General features: G+C 33.9%; 24 protein-coding genes. 12 read left to right on the forward strand and 12 right to left on the reverse strand.

Annotation, left to right across the window (positions count from 1 at the left end; translation table 11 throughout):
* The 9 genes from tnpA to hemA all read right to left on the reverse strand — a co-directional run bounded on the left by tnpA (position 1) and on the right by hemA (position 7,418).
* A complete protein-coding gene (gene tnpA / locus H600_RS0102895) occupies positions 1–459 on the reverse strand; it encodes an IS200/IS605 family transposase (protein ID WP_026727382.1) in 459 nt (152 codons plus the stop codon).
* Positions 460–747: 288 nt separating this feature from the next.
* Entirely contained in the window at positions 748–1,650 is a 903-nt protein-coding gene (hemF, locus tag H600_RS0102900) for an oxygen-dependent coproporphyrinogen oxidase (RefSeq protein WP_026727383.1), read from the reverse strand.
* The gene (locus H600_RS0102905; RefSeq protein ID WP_026727384.1) at positions 1,640–2,191 is read right to left on the reverse strand and encodes a GNAT family N-acetyltransferase; all 552 of its coding nucleotides are present in this window, start codon (positions 2,189–2,191) and stop codon (positions 1,640–1,642) included. The genes hemF and H600_RS0102905 overlap by 11 nt, the downstream gene beginning before the upstream one ends.
* A gap of 2 nt (positions 2,192–2,193) precedes the next feature.
* Positions 2,194–2,571 carry a hypothetical protein gene (locus tag H600_RS0102910; RefSeq protein WP_026727385.1) on the reverse strand — a complete coding sequence of 126 codons (378 nt, stop codon included), beginning with the start codon at positions 2,569–2,571 and terminating at the stop codon, positions 2,194–2,196.
* Between the two features lie 119 nt (positions 2,572–2,690).
* A complete protein-coding gene (locus H600_RS0102915; protein WP_026727386.1) occupies positions 2,691–3,242 on the reverse strand; it encodes a transposase in 552 nt (183 codons plus the stop codon).
* A 98-nt stretch (positions 3,243–3,340) separates the two neighbouring features.
* Positions 3,341–4,366 (reverse strand): uroporphyrinogen decarboxylase, encoded by a 1,026-nt coding sequence (hemE, locus tag H600_RS0102920; protein WP_026727387.1) that lies wholly within the window; start codon positions 4,364–4,366, stop codon positions 3,341–3,343.
* A gap of 106 nt (positions 4,367–4,472) precedes the next feature.
* Positions 4,473–5,138, reverse strand: a complete 666-nt coding sequence (locus H600_RS0102925; RefSeq protein WP_026727388.1) for a uroporphyrinogen-III synthase — start codon at positions 5,136–5,138, stop codon at positions 4,473–4,475.
* On the reverse strand, positions 5,138–6,061 hold the full coding sequence (hemC, locus tag H600_RS0102930; protein WP_026727389.1) for a hydroxymethylbilane synthase: 924 nt from the start codon (positions 6,059–6,061) through the stop codon (positions 5,138–5,140). The genes H600_RS0102925 and hemC overlap by 1 nt, the downstream gene beginning before the upstream one ends.
* Positions 6,062–6,167: 106 nt before the next feature.
* On the reverse strand, positions 6,168–7,418 hold the full coding sequence (gene hemA / locus H600_RS0102935) for a glutamyl-tRNA reductase (RefSeq protein WP_026727390.1): 1,251 nt from the start codon (positions 7,416–7,418) through the stop codon (positions 6,168–6,170).
* Between the two features lie 227 nt (positions 7,419–7,645).
* Between hemA and H600_RS0102940 the strand changes: the two genes are divergently transcribed.
* The 8 genes from H600_RS0102940 to H600_RS0102975 all read left to right on the forward strand — a co-directional run bounded on the left by H600_RS0102940 (position 7,646) and on the right by H600_RS0102975 (position 14,099).
* The gene (locus H600_RS0102940; RefSeq protein ID WP_026727391.1) at positions 7,646–8,521 is read left to right on the forward strand and encodes an AraC family transcriptional regulator; all 876 of its coding nucleotides are present in this window, start codon (positions 7,646–7,648) and stop codon (positions 8,519–8,521) included.
* 20 nt (positions 8,522–8,541) lie between these two features.
* Entirely contained in the window at positions 8,542–8,907 is a 366-nt protein-coding gene (locus tag H600_RS0102945; RefSeq protein ID WP_026727392.1) for a hypothetical protein, read from the forward strand.
* Between the two features lie 123 nt (positions 8,908–9,030).
* Positions 9,031–10,044 carry a ferrochelatase gene (gene hemH / locus H600_RS0102950; protein ID WP_026727393.1) on the forward strand — a complete coding sequence of 338 codons (1,014 nt, stop codon included), beginning with the start codon at positions 9,031–9,033 and terminating at the stop codon, positions 10,042–10,044.
* Positions 10,045–10,133: 89 nt separating this feature from the next.
* Positions 10,134–10,682, forward strand: coding sequence for a CopD family protein (locus tag H600_RS0102955; protein WP_026727394.1), 549 nt, complete (start codon positions 10,134–10,136; stop codon positions 10,680–10,682).
* A gap of 143 nt (positions 10,683–10,825) precedes the next feature.
* Positions 10,826–12,241, forward strand: a complete 1,416-nt coding sequence (locus tag H600_RS0102960) for a sensor histidine kinase (protein ID WP_084157335.1) — start codon at positions 10,826–10,828, stop codon at positions 12,239–12,241.
* Between the two features lie 10 nt (positions 12,242–12,251).
* Positions 12,252–13,034 carry an enoyl-CoA hydratase/isomerase family protein gene (locus H600_RS0102965; protein ID WP_026727396.1) on the forward strand — a complete coding sequence of 261 codons (783 nt, stop codon included), beginning with the start codon at positions 12,252–12,254 and terminating at the stop codon, positions 13,032–13,034.
* A gap of 137 nt (positions 13,035–13,171) precedes the next feature.
* Positions 13,172–13,570, forward strand: a complete 399-nt coding sequence (locus H600_RS0102970; RefSeq protein WP_026727397.1) for a hypothetical protein — start codon at positions 13,172–13,174, stop codon at positions 13,568–13,570.
* Between the two features lie 22 nt (positions 13,571–13,592).
* Positions 13,593–14,099 carry a hypothetical protein gene (locus tag H600_RS0102975; RefSeq protein WP_026727398.1) on the forward strand — a complete coding sequence of 169 codons (507 nt, stop codon included), beginning with the start codon at positions 13,593–13,595 and terminating at the stop codon, positions 14,097–14,099.
* A gap of 173 nt (positions 14,100–14,272) precedes the next feature.
* On the opposite strand, the gene H600_RS0102980 is transcribed toward H600_RS0102975, so the two are convergent.
* The 3 genes from H600_RS0102980 to H600_RS0102990 form a co-directional block, all read right to left on the reverse strand.
* The gene (locus H600_RS0102980; protein WP_026727399.1) at positions 14,273–14,926 is read right to left on the reverse strand and encodes a metal-dependent transcriptional regulator; all 654 of its coding nucleotides are present in this window, start codon (positions 14,924–14,926) and stop codon (positions 14,273–14,275) included.
* Positions 14,927–15,023: 97 nt separating this feature from the next.
* Entirely contained in the window at positions 15,024–16,892 is a 1,869-nt protein-coding gene (locus H600_RS0102985; RefSeq protein WP_026727400.1) for an Nramp family divalent metal transporter, read from the reverse strand.
* Between the two features lie 74 nt (positions 16,893–16,966).
* Complete coding sequence (locus tag H600_RS0102990) at positions 16,967–17,359, reverse strand: Fur family transcriptional regulator (protein ID WP_026727401.1); 393 nt, start codon at positions 17,357–17,359, stop codon at positions 16,967–16,969.
* A gap of 94 nt (positions 17,360–17,453) precedes the next feature.
* Here H600_RS0102990 and H600_RS0102995 point away from each other — a divergent pair, with 94 nt between their 5' ends.
* The 4 genes from H600_RS0102995 to H600_RS0103010 all read left to right on the forward strand — a co-directional run bounded on the left by H600_RS0102995 (position 17,454) and on the right by H600_RS0103010 (position 21,897).
* The gene (locus tag H600_RS0102995; protein WP_026727402.1) at positions 17,454–17,807 is read left to right on the forward strand and encodes a MerC domain-containing protein; all 354 of its coding nucleotides are present in this window, start codon (positions 17,454–17,456) and stop codon (positions 17,805–17,807) included.
* A gap of 10 nt (positions 17,808–17,817) precedes the next feature.
* Positions 17,818–18,723, forward strand: a complete 906-nt coding sequence (locus H600_RS0103000; protein WP_026727403.1) for an NAD(P)/FAD-dependent oxidoreductase — start codon at positions 17,818–17,820, stop codon at positions 18,721–18,723.
* Positions 18,724–19,038: 315 nt separating this feature from the next.
* Positions 19,039–21,291, forward strand: a complete 2,253-nt coding sequence (locus H600_RS0103005; protein ID WP_026727404.1) for a TonB-dependent receptor — start codon at positions 19,039–19,041, stop codon at positions 21,289–21,291.
* A gap of 141 nt (positions 21,292–21,432) precedes the next feature.
* Positions 21,433–21,897: a thioredoxin family protein gene (locus H600_RS0103010; protein WP_026727405.1), complete on the forward strand. Its 465-nt coding sequence runs from the start codon at positions 21,433–21,435 to the stop codon at positions 21,895–21,897.
* Positions 21,898–21,905 lie beyond the last annotated feature (8 nt).

A 21,905-nucleotide genomic window follows, 5' to 3' on the forward strand; every position in this document is an offset into this window, starting at 1 on the left:
TCAAATCTCATCAAAAAGATATTCATTTTTGAAACCAATATTAAATAACTTCAAAAATTCTATATACTCATCTTTGAATGTTCTTGTTTTATGATGTTCTTCTTGATTTTCAATATATTTAATAATATTTGTTAATTGAGAATGACCATATGTAAAAGCTCCAAATCCATTTTGCCATTCAAATTTTCCATTAATCCACCTTTTGGCATTTATAAATTTAGATGAATTTGCTTTAATATCTCTAACTAAATCTGAAATGGATTTGTCAGGTTTTAAACCAATTAATATATGAATGTGATCTGGCATTCCGTTAATTGCAATTAGCTTTTGTCCTTTATTAGTTACAATCCCAGTGATGTATTTATAAATCTCATCTTTCCAGTTTTTGGAAATTAAATTTTCTCTGCCTTTAACTGCGAAAACAATATGAATATATAATTGCGAATAGGTGTTTGCCATATTTTAATTAAAATTATTGAGAAGTAAATCTAATCAATAAATTAATTTTGTAGGATAAATGCCTATTTTTTGTTTGTGAATCAATATTTCGCCCCGCTGGGGCTTTATATCGTACTATTTATATTTTGCTATAAATATTTCGTCCCTCTGGGACTGCTTTAGATTATTTTATATTTCTTGAAAAAGCTCCAGCGGAGCAAAATATTTATAGAAATAATTATGTGACATTGTTCGAAAGCTCCAGCGGAGCGACATAATTATTCCAAAATGTGAATTTCCAATAAAACTTTAAACCCAATCAACCGGATTTTCTAACACATTTACCAATTTTTCTTCTTCGCTTCCGGCTTCTGCATGATGATCATAAACCCATTGCACATGTGGAGGCAAACTCATTAAAATACTTTCAATTCTTCCATTCGTTTTTAAACCGAATAATGTGCCTTTATCATGAACCAAATTAAATTCAACATAACGGCCACGACGGATTTCTTGCCAGTTTCTGTTTTCAGGCGTATATTCTAAATTTTTTCTTCTTTCCACAATCGGAACATAAGCTTCAAGGAAACTATTACCAACCTCAGTTACAAAGTTATACCAATTTTCCATTGACATTGCTTCATTTGCTTTGCAATAATCAAAAAATAAACCGCCAATTCCTCGAGCTTCGTTTCTATGTGCATTCCAGAAATATGAATCGCATTGTTTTTTGTATTTTGGATAAAACTCAGGATTGTGTTTATCGCAAGCGGTTTTACATGTTTGATGAAAGTGTTTTGCATCTTCTTCAAACAAATAATAAGGCGTTAAATCCTGTCCGCCACCAAACCATTGTTCGATCACTTTTCCAGATTCGTCATACATTTCAAAATAACGCCAATTGGCATGAACCGTTGGTGTCATTGGATTTTTTGGATGTAAAACCAAACTTAATCCGCAAGCGAAGAAATCGGCTTCACCAACATTAAACATTTTTTGCATCGTTTCCGGCAATTTTCCATGAACGGCTGAAATATTGACACCGCCTTTTTCGAAAACATTTCCGTTTTCAATAACGCGTGTTCTTCCCCCACCGCCTTCCGGACGTTTCCATAAGTCTTCACGGAATTTTGTCGTTCCGTCAACGGCTTCTAATCCAGCGCAGATTTGGTCTTGTAAATTTTGTATGTATGCGTAAAATTTATCTTTCATGTTGATTGTATTCTGATTTAAGAAGTCCGAAATAAACAGTGTTTTGCAATTGACCGTCGCCATTTCTAAATTCGTCTCTTAAAATTCCTTCTTGTTTAAAATTATGTTTTAATGCAATTCGTTGACTTGCCAAATTGATTTCTGATGTACAGATAAAAACCTTATTCATTAGTAATTCATTGAAACAGAAATCAAGTGTATCTGAAACCATTTTTGATGTTATTCCTTTTCCTTGGAAATCTTCGTCAATAAAATAACCCAATTCGCATTTCGAAATACGGAAATCGATGCTTTTGATGCATAAGTAACCAATTAAACTATTGGTTTTTAAATCTCTTGCGTAGAAATAATATCCTTCTTTGTTTTTCTCTTTGTCAATCGCAAATGAGATAAAATCTTTTGCTTTTTTCAGCGAATCAGAGTTGACGAGCGTTACCGGAAAAGTTTGCGAAATGTGATTTCTATTCTTGTCAATGAGTTTATAAAACTCTTCAGAAAGAATATCTTCGATTCGGTCTGTTTTCCAATCTGTAAAACTCATTGCTATTTGTTTTTTAAAGAAGAGATTTTAGTATTAATTCCAAACGAAAAAACTTTGCTTTCCTGTTGAATATATTGATAAATAGCTAAAGCTTTATCAGTAAAATTATAATTTTCTTCTTTAGAGAATTCGATTAAAATATCTCCGAATTGCTCTAAATGTTCCCAATCAAAATGAAGTTGCATTAATAATACTATTAAATCTTCATTTGTTTGGCTGGATAAAATTTCGAGGTTCAGCCCAATTTCCTTTAGCTGATTTTCAATATTTTCTTTTTCAAGATTGTTCAAAGGATAAGGAACATAAACAAGAGTTCGTAACGTTTTCAGAACGTTATCAATTCTTATTTTTTCTTCGTCTCTAAGTCCTTTATTTAGCATTTCTTTGACTCTCCTGCAAGGTTTCCAAAACCTTGTAGGTATTCTTCTATTTATACGTTTTATTTTTAAATAAATTGTAAACCTACAAGGTTTTGAAAACCTTGCAGGACAAATTTAAATTATTCAAAAGTGTAAGTTTCGTTTAAAAACTCATTCTTTTGATTATGGCAAAAGGTAAAGTTTTCATAATCTCCAAAGAGATGTAAAACCTCATTTCGTTCTATTTTTGTTACTTTATTTGATAAAAAAGATTGATAAGACGAAAATCTAAAATTTGTAAAGTCTAAATTAAAATGATGTTTAGGATTTAAATGAACATACACAATCAGATGTCTCAAATAATTTTCGTCTTTTAACCTTATTCTTTTAAAATGTTTTTCGAATAAACTTCCAGTTCTATTGGTTTGCTTATTAAATGCCTTAGCATAAGAATTAAATAAGTTTGAAAATGCTTGTGTAACTTCCTTTTCTTCAATGTCCAAGCGAATAACCAAATGAAAGTGATTGTTCATTAGGCAATAAGCAAAAATGGAAATTTTCTTCTCTAAATACTTCGCTAATTGCTTTAAAAAATAAAGTTTGTTTGCTTCATTTTCAAAAATAGTTATTCCGTTAATTCCCCTATTATAAATATGATAGTAGCAATCTTTTTCCAATACTTCAAATTTCATTTTTAATTTACTGTAAGTTTTTACTGTAAATATAAAAACAACTTTTAAACCTACAAGGTTTTGAAAACCTTGCAGGAAATCAAAATCGAGACTAAATACTAATTCCCGTATTCCTTCACCGCATCAATAAACGCTTTTGCGTGATCTACAGGGATATTTGGTAAAATTCCGTGACCTAAATTTACGATATATTTATCTTTTCCGAACTCGTCGATCATTTCGTGAACCATTTTCTTGATTGTCGGAATTGGAGAAAGCAATCTTGATGGATCGAAATTTCCTTGTAATGTTTTTTGTCCTCCAGATAAATAACGTGCATTTCTTGCAGAACAAGTCCAATCTACTCCAATACCTGAAGCTTTACTTTTACCCATTTCGCCAAGAGCAAACCAACATCCTTTTCCGAAAACAATAACGGGAGTAATATCTGCTAAAGCGTCAACAATCTGGTTGATGTATTTCCATGAAAATTCCTGATAATCAACTGGAGAAAGCATTCCTCCCCAAGAATCAAAAATCTGAACGGCATTTACACCCGATTTCACTTTTTCTTTTAAGTATAAAATAGTCGTATCGGTAATTTTTTGCAATAAAGTATGTGCCGCAACTGGGTTTGAAAAACAGAATCCTTTTGCAGTATCAAAACTTTTAGAACCTTTTCCTTCAACAGCATAGCAGAAAATTGTCCAAGGCGAACCAGCGAAACCAATTAATGGAACTTCATCATTCAACATTTCTTTGGTCAATTTTACCGCGTCAAAAACGTAGCCTAATGTTTCATTTACATCTGGAACATAAACTTGATTTACGTGTTCCATTGTACGGATTGGATCTGGAATAATCGGACCCAAATTGTCTTTCAATTCTACATGAATTCCCATTGCGCGTGGCACAACTAAAATATCTGAGAATAAAATGGCAGCATCAGGAGCAATTCTGCGAATTGGCTGTACTGTGATTTCAGCAGCTAATTCTGGAGTTTCGCAACGCGTAAAGAAATCATATTTATCACGAAGTTCTCTGAATTCTGGTAAATATCTTCCAGCCTGACGCATCATCCACACAGGCGGACGTTGAACAGTTTCTCCTTTTAATGCTTTTAAGAATAAGTCGTTTTTTAACATTTCGTATTTGTTTTTCCTGCAAGGTTTTCGAAACCTTGTAGGTATTGTTTGTTGATTTATATTTAAACCTACAAGGTTTTGAAAACCTTGCAGGACGTCGTGAACATTATTTATATTCGTGAATTACATCTTCGATTACGTCCTCGATTGTAGGCTGATCTGCGACGATGATATTCTTTGTAATTTTTGATAAAGCTTCTGCGGTCGTATCACCAATGCAGAAACAGATTTGTTTATTGATGGTATTATGTTTCAGATAACTTTTAACTCCGGACGGACTAAAAAACAAAATCGCTTCGGGATTTGCTTTTATTTTTTGTGGCTGAAGCGTAGTTTCGTAAACTTGAATTTCGTTGAATTTAATTCCGTTTTCTTTCAAAGCTTCTGGCAAAGTATCTCTTCTTAAATTTCCACTAAAGAAAGTATAGCTTTCATTTCTATAAATCAAAGTGATAATTTCAGCTAAATCAGAAGCATAACCTGTGTAAGCCACAACATTAAAACCGTTTTCTTCTAAAAGACTTTTGGTTTTAAGGCCAACGCAGTACACGTTTTTCTTTTTCAGTTCTTCTGATTTTGGATTTGATAAAACACTGTGAACAGCATTCTGACTTGTAAAAATCAGACTTTCGTTAAGGTCTTTTAATTCGAAAGGTTTGTTTTCGGTTTTAATGAAATCAGCTTCAATTAATTCAACGCCATATTTCATTAGTTCTTGCTTATGAAGAGGAGATAATATTTTAGTGGATAGTATTTGAACAGAGTTTGCCATTATTTCTTTAGAGATTCTTTAATTTTCTGCATTAATTCCGTTCCTCCATTATTCAAAATCTCCTGAGCAGAATTGAAACCTAATTTCTTCCATTCTGAAATATCAACCGTTTTGTTGACTTCCAGTTTTTGTTTTCCGTCAATAGAAAGTAAAACGCCTTGAAAATGCAGAGTGTCTTCGTCTTCGTTATACGTAACCAAAGCTCCGATTGGCGCAGTACATCCGCCTTCAAGCGTTCTTAAAAACTGACGTTCGATGTAGGTACAAATTTCAGTTTCGATATCATTTAATTGAGAAAGTGCATCCAAAGTATAATTGTCGTTTTCCATTGCAACAACCAACATTGCTCCTTGAGCCGGCGCTGGAATCATCCAATCTAAATTGATATAATTTTCGGGTTTTAAGTTGATGCGCTCTAGACCTGCAGCTGCAAAAACAGCTCCGTCCCAATCATTATCTTGTAACTTCTGCATACGCGTATTTACGTTTCCGCGTAAATCAACCACAGTATGATTTGGATATTTGTTGAACCATTGTGCCTGGCGACGCAGACTTCCGGTTGCAATGGTGCTTGGATTTGCAAAATCAGGATTTCCTTTGTGGACTAAAATATCTAAAACATTTGCTCTTGGTAAAACAGCACCTTGGACGATACCTTTTGGCAAAGCTGTCGGAACATCTTTCATAGAATGTACGGCAATATCAATATCGCCATTAATCATGGCAATGTCTAAAGTTTTGGTGAAGATTCCCGTAATGCCAAGTTCATAAAGCGGTTTGTCCAGAATAATATCGCCTTGAGATTTAACGGCAACAATTGAAGTTTTATAACCTAAATCGTTTAGTTTTTTCTCGACAGTATGTGCTTGCCAAAGTGCTAATTCGCTGTCACGCGTTCCAATTCTGATTGTTTTTTCAGCCATTTTATTGAATTTTACCATATAAGTCATATAAGTAAATTTAAGCAGTTTGGGTAAAACAGCAGTTTGTTAAATGAACTTATATGACTTATATGGTTTAAAAATTTATTTAAGATGCTTTTATTTTGAAGACTTTCTCGATCCATTCAATGCTTTCATCGACCATGGTATCGTCGTCTTTTAAATGATTTGCAAAATGAGTAGTGATTTTTTGAATGATTCGGTTGCTGATTATTTCAGCTTGCTCTTCATTAAAATCGGCAATTTTTTTGCTTTGAAAATCTAGTTCTGAAGCTTTAATAGCGTTTAATTTTTCTTTTAAAGCATTAATTGTTGGAGCAAATTTTCTGCCTTTCATCCAAGTCACAAATTCTTCTTTGATTTCTTCGATGATCGCTTCTGCAGCTGGAATGTGTAATTTTCTGTTTTCCAAAGTTTCATCTGTCAATTGAGACAAATAATCCATGTGAATCAACGTTACGCCTTCTAATTCCTCAACATTTTCATGAACGTTTTTCGGAATCGACAAATCCAAAATCAATAAAGGTTTTTTTAGATTTAAAATCGCTTTGTCAACCGTTGGATTTTGAGCACCTGTTGCTACAACCACAACATCGGCTTTTTGAAGTTCTAAATGCAATTCAGAATAATCTTTAACAATCAAATTTAGTTTTCCAGCCAATTTCTCAGCTTTATCTTTAGTACGGTTGATTAAAGTGATATGCTCGTTTTTAGTATGTTTTACTAAATTCTCGCACGTATTTCTTCCGATTTTTCCAGTTCCGAAAAGCAAAATGTTTTTATTGCTGATGTCTTCTACATTCTTCAAAATGTATTGTACCGATGCAAAAGAAACCGAAGTAGCGCCAGAGCTAATCTCAGTTTCGTTCTTAATTCTTTTGCTTGCTTGGATAACCGCATTCACCAATCTTTCCATGAAAGCATTCGCTAAACCTAAAGATTTAGAGTGAATGAAAGAAGTTTTGATTTGAGATATAATTTCGAAATCACCTAAGATCTGGCTATCTAAACCAGTTCCTACACGAAATAAGTGATTGATTGCTTCTTGATTTTTGTAAACGAAGCCAACTCTTTGAAAAGCATCAACAGAACCATTGCTGTTATCGCAGATTAGTTTTATTAATTGAAATGGGTGTTCTGCAAAACCATAAATTTCGGTTCTGTTGCAGGTTGAAGTTACTAGTAAACTTTCTATTCCTTCGTTTTTAGCTTGTTCCAACAGGCGCGTCTTCGCAACTGCATCCAAACTAAATTGACCTCTGACCTCAGCATCAGCTTTTTTATAACTCAGACCAACTGAGTAAAAATAAAGATGTTTCGGTACGTTATTGTTTTCCATAAATTCACTTTCATAAAAGTGCAACAAAATTATTACTATACCATCGATAAAAATAACGCTAAAAGTACTTTTTATGTCGCTGTATGTTTTTTTGAACCTAAATAGGTGTTTTTGAGTAAAAAGGACTACTTTTGTAGCAAAATCAACTCATTTGAAGTGATTAGTTTAGAGTCGTTCTAAATAACATTTGAACTTTGTTTTGATTTTCGTTTCAAAAAAATATCGCTATGGGTTCTCAAGAAATTATAAAAATTGAAGATGACTTTACGCTGATCCGTTTTCAGAATGACGGCACCGAGCCATTTTTTGCGCAACATGAAATTGTAGGTACTGGTCTGATACAGTTTCACTTCGGGATAAAGGGGAATGCAAAATTCTTGTTCAATCAAGGCACTTATGCTTTAGAGCTGAAAGAAGAAAAATCATTGCTTTTATACAATCCTCAGAAAGAATTACCGTTGAATTTAGAATTAGCTCCAAACTCTTGGGTGATTTCAGTAATTGTTTCGATCAAGAAATTTCACGCCTTATTTTCTGCCGAAGCCAATTATATTACTTTTTTAAGTCCTGATAATAAGGATAAAAAGTATTATAACGAAGGAAATATTAGCCCGTCGATGGCAATTGTACTTAGTCAGTTGTTTCATTACAATCTTCATCCATCGATCAAAAACCTTTATTATAAAGGAAAAGGATACGAATTGCTGAGTTTGTACTTCAATAGAACAGAAGACCCAAATGCAGAACAATGTCCGTTTTTGATTGACGAAGATAATGTTTTGAAAATCAGAAAAGCAAAAGAAATTGTAATAGCGAATATGGCCGAACCGCCAGGATTGCAAGAATTGGCAGATGAAATTGGTTTGAATTTGAAAAAACTCAAAATGGGCTTCAAACAAATTTACGGTGACACAGTTTACGGTTTCCTTTTCGATTATAAAATGGATTTCGCAAGAAAACTTTTAGACAGCGGTTCTTATAACGTAAACGAAGTGGGATTGAAAATTGGCTATAGCACAGGAAGTCATTTTATCGCGGCGTTCAAAAAGAAATTTGGAACAACACCCAAAAAATATTTAATGTCGATTAATGCGAATGTTTAATTTCAAGTTTTATTAAAATAATGGAAATTGGAATATTAGGAGATCATAAGGATTATATAGAAGAAAAATTTGAAGAAGTTTTGGTACGTTATAATCGATTTGGCAAAGACCTTTATAATGTAATTAAAGAGGAATTGCCAGATGTATTCAAATATTTAAAATACTATAGGACAATAAAGTATGGAAACATAGGTCAGCTTGAAGATAGTTACGCAACTTATAATGATGGAGATATTCTGTTTGCTATCCAATTAGAACCTGAGTGCGAAGTAATCTGTTTATATAATCGTGAAATTCACATTGAAATTAGCGATTGGAATAATAATGATTATTATAAACAGTCTATTGAATTTATAAGAACGGAATTTCTGAATGGAAAGATCTAATAAATCAATTTTAAATATTAAACAATAATTAAAAAGTAATAAATATCATATTTCGATAAAGTATCCTTAAATACTTTTGCCGAAATTTTTTAAAACAAATAAAAGCTTAAAGCAAAAAACATAATGAAAGGCGTATTATTAGTAAACTTAGGATCACCAGACAGTCCAACACCAAAAGATGTAAAACCCTATTTAGATGAATTTTTAATGGATAAATACGTGATCGACGTTCCGTATTTATTGAGAGCATTATTGGTTCGCGGAATTATTTTAAGAAAAAGACCAGAAGAATCGGCACATGCTTATTCGAAAATCTGGTGGGAAGAAGGGTCTCCATTAGTGGTTCTTTCAGAAAGAATGCAGAAAAAAGTACAGCCTTTAGTAAATGTTCCAGTTTCATTAGCGATGCGCTACGGAACTATGACAATCGAAAAAGGACTTCAGGAATTAAACGATAAAGGAGTTACAGATGTAATGCTTTTTCCTTTATATCCGCAATATGCAATGGCATCGACTTTGACTATTTTGGTTAAAGCCGAAGAAATTCGCAAGAAGAAATTTCCTCACATGAAATTTACTGATGTTCCGGCATTTTATAACAAACCAGATTACATCAAAAACTTAGCCGATTCTATCAAAAAACACTTGGTTGGATTTGAATATGACCATTTATTGTTTTCGTATCATGGAATTCCAGAACGTCACATTCGCAAAACGGATGTAACAAAATCACATTGTAAAATTGATGGTTCATGTTGTAACACGCCATCTCCAGCGCACGAATTTTGTTACCGTCACCAATGTTACGAAACAACAAAACAAGTCATTAAATTATTAGGGCTTCCAGAAGACAAATACAGTTTGACTTTCCAATCTCGTTTAGCGGGTGATAAATGGTTAGAACCTTATACAGATGTTGAAATTGATAACATGCCAGCAAGAGGAATTAAAAAATTGGCAGTTGTAACTCCAGCTTTCGTTTCAGATTGTTTAGAAACTTTGGAAGAAATCGCAATGCGTGCCAAAGAAGATTTTGAAGCCAATGGAGGAGAAGAATTCTTGGCAATTCCATGTTTGAATGATGATGATGAATGGTGCCAGACGGTTTCTAACTGGATTAATGATTGGGCTAAATAGAAAATAGAAAATAGAAGAAAGAGTAAAGAATAAAGAATAAAGAATAAAGAACAAAGACTTTAGAAGCAAGAGTAAAGACAATAGACTTTATGGAATATTATAATTATTTAAAATCACTGCATCTTATTTTTGTGATCACTTGGTTTGCGGGTTTGTTTTATATTGTGCGTTTGTTTGTTTACCAAATTGAAGCCAGTGAAAAATCTTCGCCAGAAAAAGAGATTTTGCAGGCGCAATACAAAATAATGGCCTACCGTTTGTGGTACATTATTACATGGCCTTCGGCGGTTTTGGCAAGTGTTTTTGCTTTTTGGATGCTGTTTTTTACAGATGCAGGTCATATTTGGCTTACACAATCATGGATGCACGTAAAATTATGTTTCGTTTTCCTTTTATATTTATATCACGGAAAATGCCATCAAATTTTCAAACAATTGCAAAATGATGAGGTAAAATATTCCAATAATTTCATGCGTTTATGGAATGAAGGCGCCACGATTATTTTGTTTGCCGTTGTATTTTTAGTAGTTTTAAAAAGTGCCATCAACTGGATTTTCGGCGTAATCGGAATTATATTATTCTCGGTTTTAATTATGCTGGGATTCCGTTTTTATAAAAGAATTAGAGAGAGAAAATAGTTTTTTTAGTTTCAGGTTTCAAGTTTCAAGTTGCCAAACGCAACGTAACTAAACTTGAAACTTGAAACCTGAAACAAATAAAACAAATGTTTAACAACTTCAAAATGACAATGCTTTCCCTTCGTACCAGGATTTTCCTGTCGATGATTGTATTGATTGTTGTAGCATCTTTTTTATTGGCTTCAATTTCAATTATTCAGTTTAAAACGGAAGCGAAGGAATATCATCAAGAACGTTTAGAACGAAAAGAAAATGCGGTAAAAGAACATATCAATTACGTTCTGGCGACGACCACATATCCACTAAAAACTCAGAATTTAGATTTAATTTTTAAAGATAAAATTCACGAGTTAGCACAAATTCATAAAATCGAAATCAATATTTACAGTATTGACGGTAAATTGTTGAAATCTTCAAAAGAATCCTTTGCTGTTGATAAAGCGCCGCCGCCAATTCCGGAATATATTTTGAAATTGGTTCGTTCCTCTATAGAAAAACGATTTGTAGATATTAAAACGATTGATGGAGTCAAAAACCGTTCTTCATATAGTTTAATTAAAGACGAAAAATTCAAACCACTCGGAATCCTGAATCTTCCGTATTTAGAAGATGATGGTTACTACGATAATGAGCTGAATACGTTCTTGATTCGTTTAAGCCAAGTATATTCTTTTATGCTTATTGTAGCTTTTGGATTGGCGTATTTTCTTTCAACTTATATTACAAAATCGCTAAAAACAATTTCAGATCGTTTAGAAGAAACCAATCTGGATCAGAAAAACGAGAAAATTGTGTTAGAAGCAAACAGCAAAGAAGTCAACTTTTTGATCAAAGCGTACAACGGAATGGTAGATAAACTCGAAACGAGTGCCATTAAATTAGCGCAAAGCGAACGTGAAGAAGCTTGGCGCGAAATGGCAAAACAAGTAGCACACGAAATTAAAAATCCGCTAACGCCGATGCGTTTGACGGTTCAGAGTTTTCAGAGAAAGTTTGATCCTTCTGCTCCAGATGTAAAACAGAAAATGAATGATTATTCGGAAACTTTAATTCAGCAAATTGATACCATGACCGCGGTTGCTTCAGCGTTTTCGAATTTTGCTTCCATGCCGGCACAGCAAAATGAAACCTTAAATGTGGTTGAGGTAGTCGAATTGGCTTTGGACATTTTCAACGAAGATTATATTTCTTTCGAAAAAGAAGAAGAAGAAATCATTTCCAAAATGGATCGAACGCAATTAATCCGTGTGATTACCAATTTGGTTAAAAATGCCACTCAGGCTATTCCGGAAAGTCAGTTTCAAAAATCCATTGTTGTTACGGTAAAAAGACGAAACAACAATGTTGAAATCGCGGTAAAAGACAACGGAATTGGAATCCAGAAACAAGATATTGGCCGAATTTTTGAACCAAAGTTTACTACTAAAACCAGTGGTATGGGACTTGGACTCGGAATTATCAAAAACATTATCGAAAATTACAAAGGAACAATTACCTTTGAGTCAACATACGGAAAGGGAACTACATTTAGAGTTTCATTACCAATTACAAATTCATAAAATCAGCGTCATGAACTACGAAAATATTTTAATTGCAATAGAGGAGAGCGTTGCAACCATTACGATTAATAGACCTGCAAAATTGAATGCCTTAAACAAGGAAACAATAAGCGATTTGAGTAAAGCGATCAAATTATTAAGCAAGAATGAAGAGGTTCGCGCTATAATTTTAACGGGAAGCGGAGAAAAAGCCTTTGTTGCTGGAGCTGATATTTCTGAATTTGCAAATTATACTATTGTTGAAGGAGCGCAATTGGCCGCTGAAGGACAAGAATCACTTTTTGATTTAATCGAGGGGCTTAAAAAACCTGTTATTGCTGCAGTCAACGGATTTGCATTAGGAGGCGGATTAGAATTGGCAATGGCTTGTCATTTTAGAGTAGCATCAGACAATGCAAAAATGGGACTTCCAGAAGTTACTTTAGGATTGATTCCGGGTTATGGAGGAACACAACGTTTGCCGCAATTAGTTGGAAAAGGACGAGCAATGGAAATGATTATGACCGCAGCAATGATTTCTGCAGAAGAAGGAAAACAATACGGTTTAGTAAATCACGTAGTGCCACAAGCAGAACTTTTGTCATTTACAACGGTAATCGCTCACAAAATCATTAAAAATGCGCCGTTTGCTATTGCAAAAGCGATAAAAGCAATAAATGCAAATTATACTGACGGCAAAAATGGTTTTGATGTCGAAATAAAATCATTCGGAAAATGTTTCGGAACGCAAGATTTTAAAGAAGGCACCACAGCATTCTTAGAAAAACGTAAAGCTGAATTTACAGGGAAATAAAATCATACCACAAAAGGCACTAAAATTTTAAGAGCTTCGCAAAGAAACTTAGAATCTTAGTGTCTTAGTATCTAAAAAAAACTTAGTCACGATAGCTATCGGGATAGCATCTCAGAACCTTAGCACCTTTAAAAAAAATGTACGAACCAATATTTGCCCTTTTTTGTGAACGAGTTACAGAAAGCATCCAAAGCGGAACTTTCGCAAAACTTACTTTGGCCAAAACAATGGGAGATACAGAACTTAAAAACGTGTATTTCCGATTGGTTCTCAATGAAGATAATACATTCTCTATTTCGCTTACTTTTAGATATAAAACTGAAGAACTCGAGAGCATTCACACTTTAGATGAAGCTTTGCTGATTTTGGGGTCACACATCAAAAAACCTTTCTTGACAGCACTTTTATTTACAACTAATGATGATGTTACATTTAAAGTCAATAAAAAGAACGCAGGAAGTATTATAGAACAGCCACCAACGTTTAAAAATGCTTCTCCGGTTATGTTGGAAATGATTGAGAAAGGGATTGTTTAATCTTGTCGCTTAAATAGACTATATGGAAATTAAGACTTTCTGGAGAATTATTATTAAAGGAATTGGTTTATGGCTTTTGATAAATAGTATATATGTTGTTCCACAATTTGCTTCATCTTTTTCTTTTATTCATGATCAATTGGATTGGGGAAATTTAATAGCAGTTTGGCTTATAACATTTGGAACGCTTATTTTTTATCTTTTAATAGTAGGTGTTTTTTTGTTTAAAACCGAATGGATAGTTAATGTATTAAGGCTAGATAAAAATTTTACAGAGAACAGGATAGACATAAATTTTCCGTACAATAATGTTCTTTCTATTGCAGTAATTGTTATTGGGGCTCTTGCTTTTGTTGAAGCTATTCCCAAACTATGTTCAACGATTTATGAGTTTTTAAAGCAGAAAGAATTGTTTAGAGATTATTCAGGAGCTTCTTGGTTGATATTTTATTTTCTAAAAGCACTCGTAGGCTATTTAATGATGACAAATAGCAAGACAGTTGTGAAGCTAATTGACAAAAGAAAATAATCGAGAAAGGGATTCTGTAAGTAATAAAGCAATATTTGTCAGGCTGAGCGAAGTCGAAGCCCTTACAGAGTGATTCAGCAAGCGGAGGCTTCGACTTCGCTCAGCCTGACAAAAGAATAGATCTTCGCGTGTCTCTGTGAAACTACTTTGCGCAACTTTGCGTAATAATTCTCTTAAACCAGCTTCACAAACAAATTGGAAGCAATTTTATTCGAAATAGATAATTCTCTTTCATTCACCTTAATTTTTACTGATAAATCAAAAGATTCTTTAGAAATAAACTCAATTTTAGAACCTAGAGCAATTCCTTGTTTGTCCAGATATTTCAAGAATTCGGATGAAGTATCTTTTACGCCTACACATACTCCGGTTTGATTTTCTGATAACTCAGACAAAAGCTGTTTTTCAATCTTAATTATTCGGCCGTTAGCATCTGGAATCGGATCGCCATGCGGATCTTCAGTCGGATTTCCTAGAAAATCATCCAAACGATTAATCAATTGTTCCGATTTGATGTGTTCTAATTGTTCTGCAATATCATGAACCTCATCCCAGCTGAAATTAAGTTTTTCAACCAAAAACACCTCCCATAAACGGTGTTTTCTCACAATCATTTTTGCAGCCAATTTTCCATTTTCAGTCAAAGAAACTCCTTGATATTTTTTATAATTCACCAAATCTTTTTCTGCCAGTTTTTTAAGCATATCAGTAACCGAGGAAGCTTTCGTTTCCATGATTTCAGCAATAGCATTAGTGCTCACTTCAGTTTCTAAAGCAGCAGTTAGGTGATAGATCGATTTTAGGTAATTTTCTTCTGAAAAGGTCATTTCTTTTAAGGTTCTAAGATTCTAAGTTGCTGAGGTTCTAAGTTTTTCTTTTGAGGCTTAATTAAAAACCTTAGTATCTTAGAGTCTCAGCATCTTTTTATTTAACAATCAACAAAGGTATTGAAATTTTATGTCTCAATTTGTCTACGGTCGTGCCGAAAAGGATATCTTTTAGTCCAGTGTGGCCGTGGGTTCCCATTACCAAGATGTCAAAATTGCCTTCGTTAATGATTTTCGGAATTACTTTGTTTGGTTTTCCAAAACCAAGTTCTGTTTTTATTTTGAAGCCTTTTTCTGAAAGCATTTCTTTATATTTCAGTAATAATTTCTCGTCAATCGTAGTTTCATGATCATGAACGTGAACTCCATACATTAATGCACCAACGGTTTCTACAATGTGAATGAGTGTATATTCAGTGTCAATACCTCCCAATTCAAAGGCTTTGTTTAAAGCGGCTTCATCAGCTTTTGAGAAATCTACAGAAACTGCTATGTTTTTGATACTCTGGCTTTCTCGTGGTGTGAATTTAAGTTTTAGATTATGTGGCGAATGATTTATGGCTTTAGATTTGGCTTTTGCAATAAAAGGTTTGAAAACAATATATAGCAATAATCCCGCAAATGCAAAAGCAAGAGGAATCACAGTAAACCAAAGTACTGTTGGGTTATTTGAGTTTTCAAGCCATGAAGTGATTTCGTCGTAAACTAATTTTGCATTTAATGAAACAATGATTGAAGCAATAATCCAAGAAACAACCTGAGTGGTTTTAGAAATATGAAAACCATTCATTTTTGATTTATCACTCACAAAATGAATTAACGGAATAATAGCAAATCCCAATTGCAGGCTCAGAATAACTTGGCTTAAAATCAATAATTTGCCTGTTACACTTTCGCCATAAATATAAATTACGATTAAAGCGGGAACAATGGCAATTAAGCGCGTAATAATTCGGCGAACCCACGGTTGAATGCGCAAATGCAAATAACCTTCCATAACAATTTGCCCTGCTAAAGTCCCAGTAACGGTCGAGCTCTGTCCAGCGGCAATTAAAGCGACAGCAAATAATATTGGTGCCCATTTTGTTCCTAGCAAAGGTTCAAGAAATTGATGCGCGTCCTGAATTTCAGCAACTTCAAACATTCCATTTTTATGAAATGTTGCAGCTGCAAGAATTAAAATTGCGGCATTAACGAAAAAAGCTAAATTCAAAGCAATTGTCGAATCGATGAGGTTGTATTTTAAGGCTTGTTTAATTCCGGCCGGAGTTCGATCGAATTTTCTGGTTTGTACTAAAGAAGAATGTAAATACAAATTGTGTGGCATTACTGTTGCGCCAATAATTCCAATTGCAATATACAAAGCGGCCGAATTTGGAATTGAAGGGACAAGACCGCCAATGATTTTGTGGATTTCAGGCTCGGCGAAGATCATTTCAAAAATAAAAGAAAATCCAATTATGGCAACCAAAGCAATAATAAAGGCTTCCATTTTTCGAATTCCTTTATTAATCAGGAAAAGCAAGATAAAAGTATCTAAAACAGTAATCAAAACGCCTTCAAGCAACGGAATTCCGAATAAAAGATTAATCCCGATTGCCATTCCGAGAACTTCTGCCAAATCACAAGCAGCGATGGCAATTTCTGCTAAAAAGTATAAAATGTAGTTGATGTATTTTGAATAGGTTTCGCGAGAAGCTTGTGCGAGGTCACGTTGTGTGACAATTCCAAGGCGTGCGCTTAAGCTCTGCAAAAGCAAAGCCATTAAATTGCTCATTAATAAAACCCATACAAGCGTATAGCCAAACTGACTTCCGCCAGCAATATCTGTTGCCCAGTTACCTGGATCCATGTAGCCAACGCTCACTAAATACGCTGGACCTAAAAACGCGAGTATTTTCCTGAATCCTGTTTTTTTATGCTCCGTAGCAACGGATTGGTTTACTTCTTCTAAAGATTTGGTCATTGTAAAAGTATTGTTTTCACAAATATATGTAAAAATTATGTTTGCTAAACAATATTTTTAGACAAGCCTAAAACTTAAATGTTAGAATTTAAACATTTCGGGCATAAGCCCGACAATGTAAAATTGATCTCTTTTACTTTATAATTATGTGGCATAATGTAACTCGGCTTTACATTTTCTAGGCATGTAATTTCATGGCAATTTTCACAGCTAAAATGTGCGTGATTATGAATGTGAACTCGTTGATGAGAATGATTACATTTTGCATATTTTACTGTTCCGTCTTGGTTCGAAATTTTGTGAATAATATCATCGTTTAATAACCTGTCTAGAATTCTATAAATGGTGACACGATCACATATATCATTCAATTGCTTCTGGATTTCGGTGTGCGATAGTGCGGTTTTAGATTTTTCAAAAACCTCTAAAACGGCTGTCTTTGCTGTAGTGTTACGTGTAGCTTTCATTTTTTGTTTTAAAAAAAATTATCGCAACATTGTTGCGATTGTGTAAAATCATGTATATTTGCAACAAAATTGCATTAAGCAAATTTAAAATAAAATGAAGAAAATAACGACATCTTTTTACGATATTTTAGGGATTTCAAGCGCGGCATTTTGCCTCGTTCATTGTTTGATTTTTCCAATCCTGACGATTCTCCCTTTGGGTCTAATTCATAACCCAGTTATCGATTTGATTTTTGCTTCTTTTGGTTTATTTGCGATTATCAAAATTATAAAAAAATCCTCTCTTTTGGTGTCTTCCATTTTGGTTGTTTCGATGAGTTTGATTTGGGTCAGTATTTCGAGTGAAATATTTTTTGAAATTCATTTAGACTTGATTTATTTCGGAGGATTCGGAATGATCGTTGGTCATTTGCTAAATTATAAATTGCACAAAAAACAAAATCATTAAAAATAGCATTATGAATCAGAAAAATTTTGATGTGATTATCATTGGCGGAAGCTACAGCGGACTTTCAGCTTCTATGAGTTTAGGGCGTTCACTGCGTCAGGTTTTGGTTATCGACAGTGGTTTGCCTTGCAACAGACAAACACCGTATTCACATAATTTCATTACGCAAGATGGTGAAAAGCCTGCTGTTATTTCTGCGAAAGCCAAATTACAGGTTGATCTTTATAAAACAGTTCATTTTTATAACGGACTTGCTATAAAAGCGATTAAAAAAGAAAATGGATTTGAAGTTTCAACTGAATCTGGGGAAGTTTTCAATTCCAGAAAAATCTTGTTTGCAAGTGGCGTTAAAGATTTGCTTCCAGAAATAAAAGGTTTTGCAGATTGCTGGGGAATTTCGGTTTTACATTGTCCGTATTGTCATGGTTATGAAGTCAAAAACGAAAAAACAGCGATTATTGCCAATGGCGAAATGGCTTTTGAATACGCAAAACTAATCTCAAACTGGACAAAAGACCTTCGATTATGCACGAATGGAAAATCGACTTTGACTTTGGAACAAACTCAAATTCTGAAGAAAAAAGGCATTTCAATTTTTGAAGATGAAATAGATTCGTTTGAACACAATGATGGATATGTTTCGAATATCGTTTTCAAAAATCAGGAAAAAGTTGAAGTGAAAGCCATTTACGCAAGACCTCCATTTGAACAACATTGTTCGTTGCCAGCGGATTTGGGCTGTGATATAAACGAACAAGGTTTGTTAAAAGTCGATGCTATGCAAAAAACAAATGTTCCAGGAATTTATGCCAGCGGAGATTGCACGACTCAAATGCGATCTGTGGCTATTGCGGTTTCAACAGGATCTTTCGCCGGAGCGGTTATTAATAAAGATTTTATTGATGAAGATTTTTAGCAATGCACTGAAAATCTCTCGCAAAGTCGCTAAAACGCAAAGTGAATTAAACCATATAAGTCATGTAAGTTCATTTAAAACTAGGCTTAAATTATCTTACATGACTTATATGGCTTAGAAAAAACAACTTTGCGTCTCTGCGTCTTTGCGAGATTAAATAATCAAGCATTTAATAAAAACAACTTTGCGACTTTGTTTTGTGTGATAAAAACAAAAATCTAACACATTGAATCCAATCCGTTTAAAATTATTGCAACTAGAAACAATATTTGTCAAATTTAATTTTTAGTTTTGTCTAAATTTAATTTTATAAGAATGAAATATTTATTTTTGACAATATTAATAATTTCTGCTACACGCCTTTATTCACAAAATATCTCGGGAAAAATTGACGGACTAATTCCTCCTGGACAGGAAATTAATATCAGTTTATTAAATACAAACTTTAAAACACAAACCGATTCAGTTGGATTTTATAAATTAGAAAATGTTCCCAAAGGAAATTATAAAATACATGTGAGCTCGACTGGATTCAAAACGATAAATCAGAAAATTTCGGTTTTAGAAAATCAAAACCTAAATCTTGATTTTGAATTGAACGAAGATCAAAATGAACTTGACGAAGTTGTAGTTTCGGGAACTTTAAAACCCGTAAAACGATTAGAAAGTGCTGTTCCAGTTGAGGTTTATTCGCCGGTTTTTTTCAAAAAAAATCCGACACCAAGTATTTACGATGCGCTTCAAAATGTAAATGGCGTTCGGCCACAGTTGAATTGCGGTGTCTGCAACACGGGCGATATTCATATAAATGGTTTGGAAGGACCTTATACTTTAGTTTTGATTGACGGAATGCCAATTGTGAGCAGTCTTTCGACGGTTTATGGTTTATCCGGAATTCCGAATTCTTTGGTCGAAAGAATTGAAATTGTAAAAGGCCCGGCTTCGTCTCTTTACGGAAGTGAAGCGGTTGGCGGTTTAATCAATATTATTACCAAAAATCCAACAAACGCTCCAATGTTTTCTGCGGATTATTTTACGACGACTTATTTCGAAAACAATCTTGATCTCGGAATGAAGTTTAATGTCGGAAAAAAAGCTAATGCGCTTTTGGGACTGAATTATTTCAATTACAATCAGGTTGTCGACAAAGACAAAGACAATTTTACGGATGTGACGCTTTCCGACCGAATTTCGGTTTTTAATAAATGGAGTTTTCTGCGAAATAACAATCGACTTTTTACAGTTGCGGTGCGCGGAATGTATGAAGATCGCTGGGGCGGAGATGTGCGTTGGGAAAAGAAATTCCGTGGAGGCGATGAAATTTACGGAGAAAGTATTTACACCAAAAGAGCCGAATTAATAGGAAGTTATCAATTGCCATTTGAAGAAAAATTGATGCTTTCGTTTTCTGGAAACGTTCATTATCAGGATAGCCGTTACGGCACGACTTCGTATATCGCGAATCAGAAAATTGGTTTTTTGCAATTGACTTGGGATAAAAAAATCGGAAGAAATGATTTATTGGCCGGAATTGCAAGCCGATATTCGTATTATGATGATAACACAACAGCAACCAAAGAAGCGGAAAGTACTTGGCTTCCGGGAATTTTTGTTCAGGATGAAATTACATTTTCGCCAAAAAGCCAAGTTTTGGTGGGAATGCGATATGATTATAATTCTATTCACGGTTCTATTTTTACACCAAGATTCGCGTATCGATTCAAAGCCAATGAAAACACGATTTTCCGTTTAAATGCGGGAACAGGTTTTAGAGTGGTGAATTTATTTACCGAAGATCACGCCGCACTAACAGGTTCAAGAGATGTTGTGATTGCGAATGATTTGAAACCGGAACAATCTGTAAATGTGAATTTGAATTATATTCAGAAAATTAATTTTGGCAACGGAACGTTTATGGGCATCGAAACAACCGCTTTTTATACCCGTTTTAGCAATAAAATCATTTCTGACTACGAAAGTGATCCAAACAAGATTATTTACGATAATATCGACGGGTATGCTTTGAGTCAGGGAATAAGCACGAATGTTGATCTTAACTTTCCGTCGGGATTAAAATTTATTGTCGGGGCAACGGTTTTAGATAATAAAAATGTTCAAAACGGAGTTTCTGAAAGACCTTTTTTAACGGAAAATTTTACAGCAACTTGGAGCATTTCATACAAAATACAACCTTTGAATTTACTACTTGATTATACAGGAAATGTTTACAGTCCGATGAAATTGCCTTTGCTGAGCGAAACCGATCCGCGAAGTCCAAATTCGCCTTGGTACAGTATTCAGAATATTCAGTTTACCTTTACAGGCTGGAAAAATTTTGAGCTTTATGGCGGAATCAAAAATTTGCTGAATTTTACGCCAATGCAAAAGAATCCGTTTTTGATTTCGAGAACAAATGATCCTTTTGATAAAAATGTGCAATACGATTCGGCCGGAAAAGTTTTGGTAACGCCCGATAATCCTTATGGTTTGACTTTTGATACGACTTATGTTTATGGGCAAAACCAAACTATTCGTGGATTTTTGGGATTGCGATATACTTTGAAGTAAATGAAATAATGTAATTCATAATTAAACTGGACTGAAGTCCAGCCCTACAAAATAGTTCGTTCCGTTGGAACTTAAAGAGCCAGAGGCTCGATTTATGTTGTAGGGCTGGACTTCAGTCCAGTTTAGTTCAAACAAAATAAAATGAAAAAGCTTTTTCTATTAATCTTCTTCTTCGGAATTTCAGCGACAGGTTTTTGTCAGCTGAAAAGCTATTCTTTTGAAGAAATTGACAGCTTACAGCAAATTCAAAAACGAAAAATAATTGTTTTTATTCATACCGATTGGTGTCAGTTTTGCCAAAGAATGAAAGCGACCACATTCAAAAATCAGGAAATTATCGAAAAACTAAACTCCGATTTCTATTTCATTGATTTTAATGCCGAGGAAAAACGAGATATTTCGTTTAATAATCACGTTTTTAAATTTCAGCCTTCAGGAAATAATGTCGGCGTTCATGAACTGGCTTTGCAACTCGGAACAATAAATAATCAGATTGCATATCCGACTTTGTGTGTTTTGAATGAGAAAAACGAAATCATTTTTCAATATAATATCTATTTGAGTCCAAATGATTTTAAAATTCTTTTAGGAAAACTGGAAAAATAAAATTCCTT

This window comes from Flavobacterium denitrificans DSM 15936, from assembly GCF_000425445.1.
Taxonomy (GTDB): domain Bacteria; phylum Bacteroidota; class Bacteroidia; order Flavobacteriales; family Flavobacteriaceae; genus Flavobacterium; species Flavobacterium denitrificans.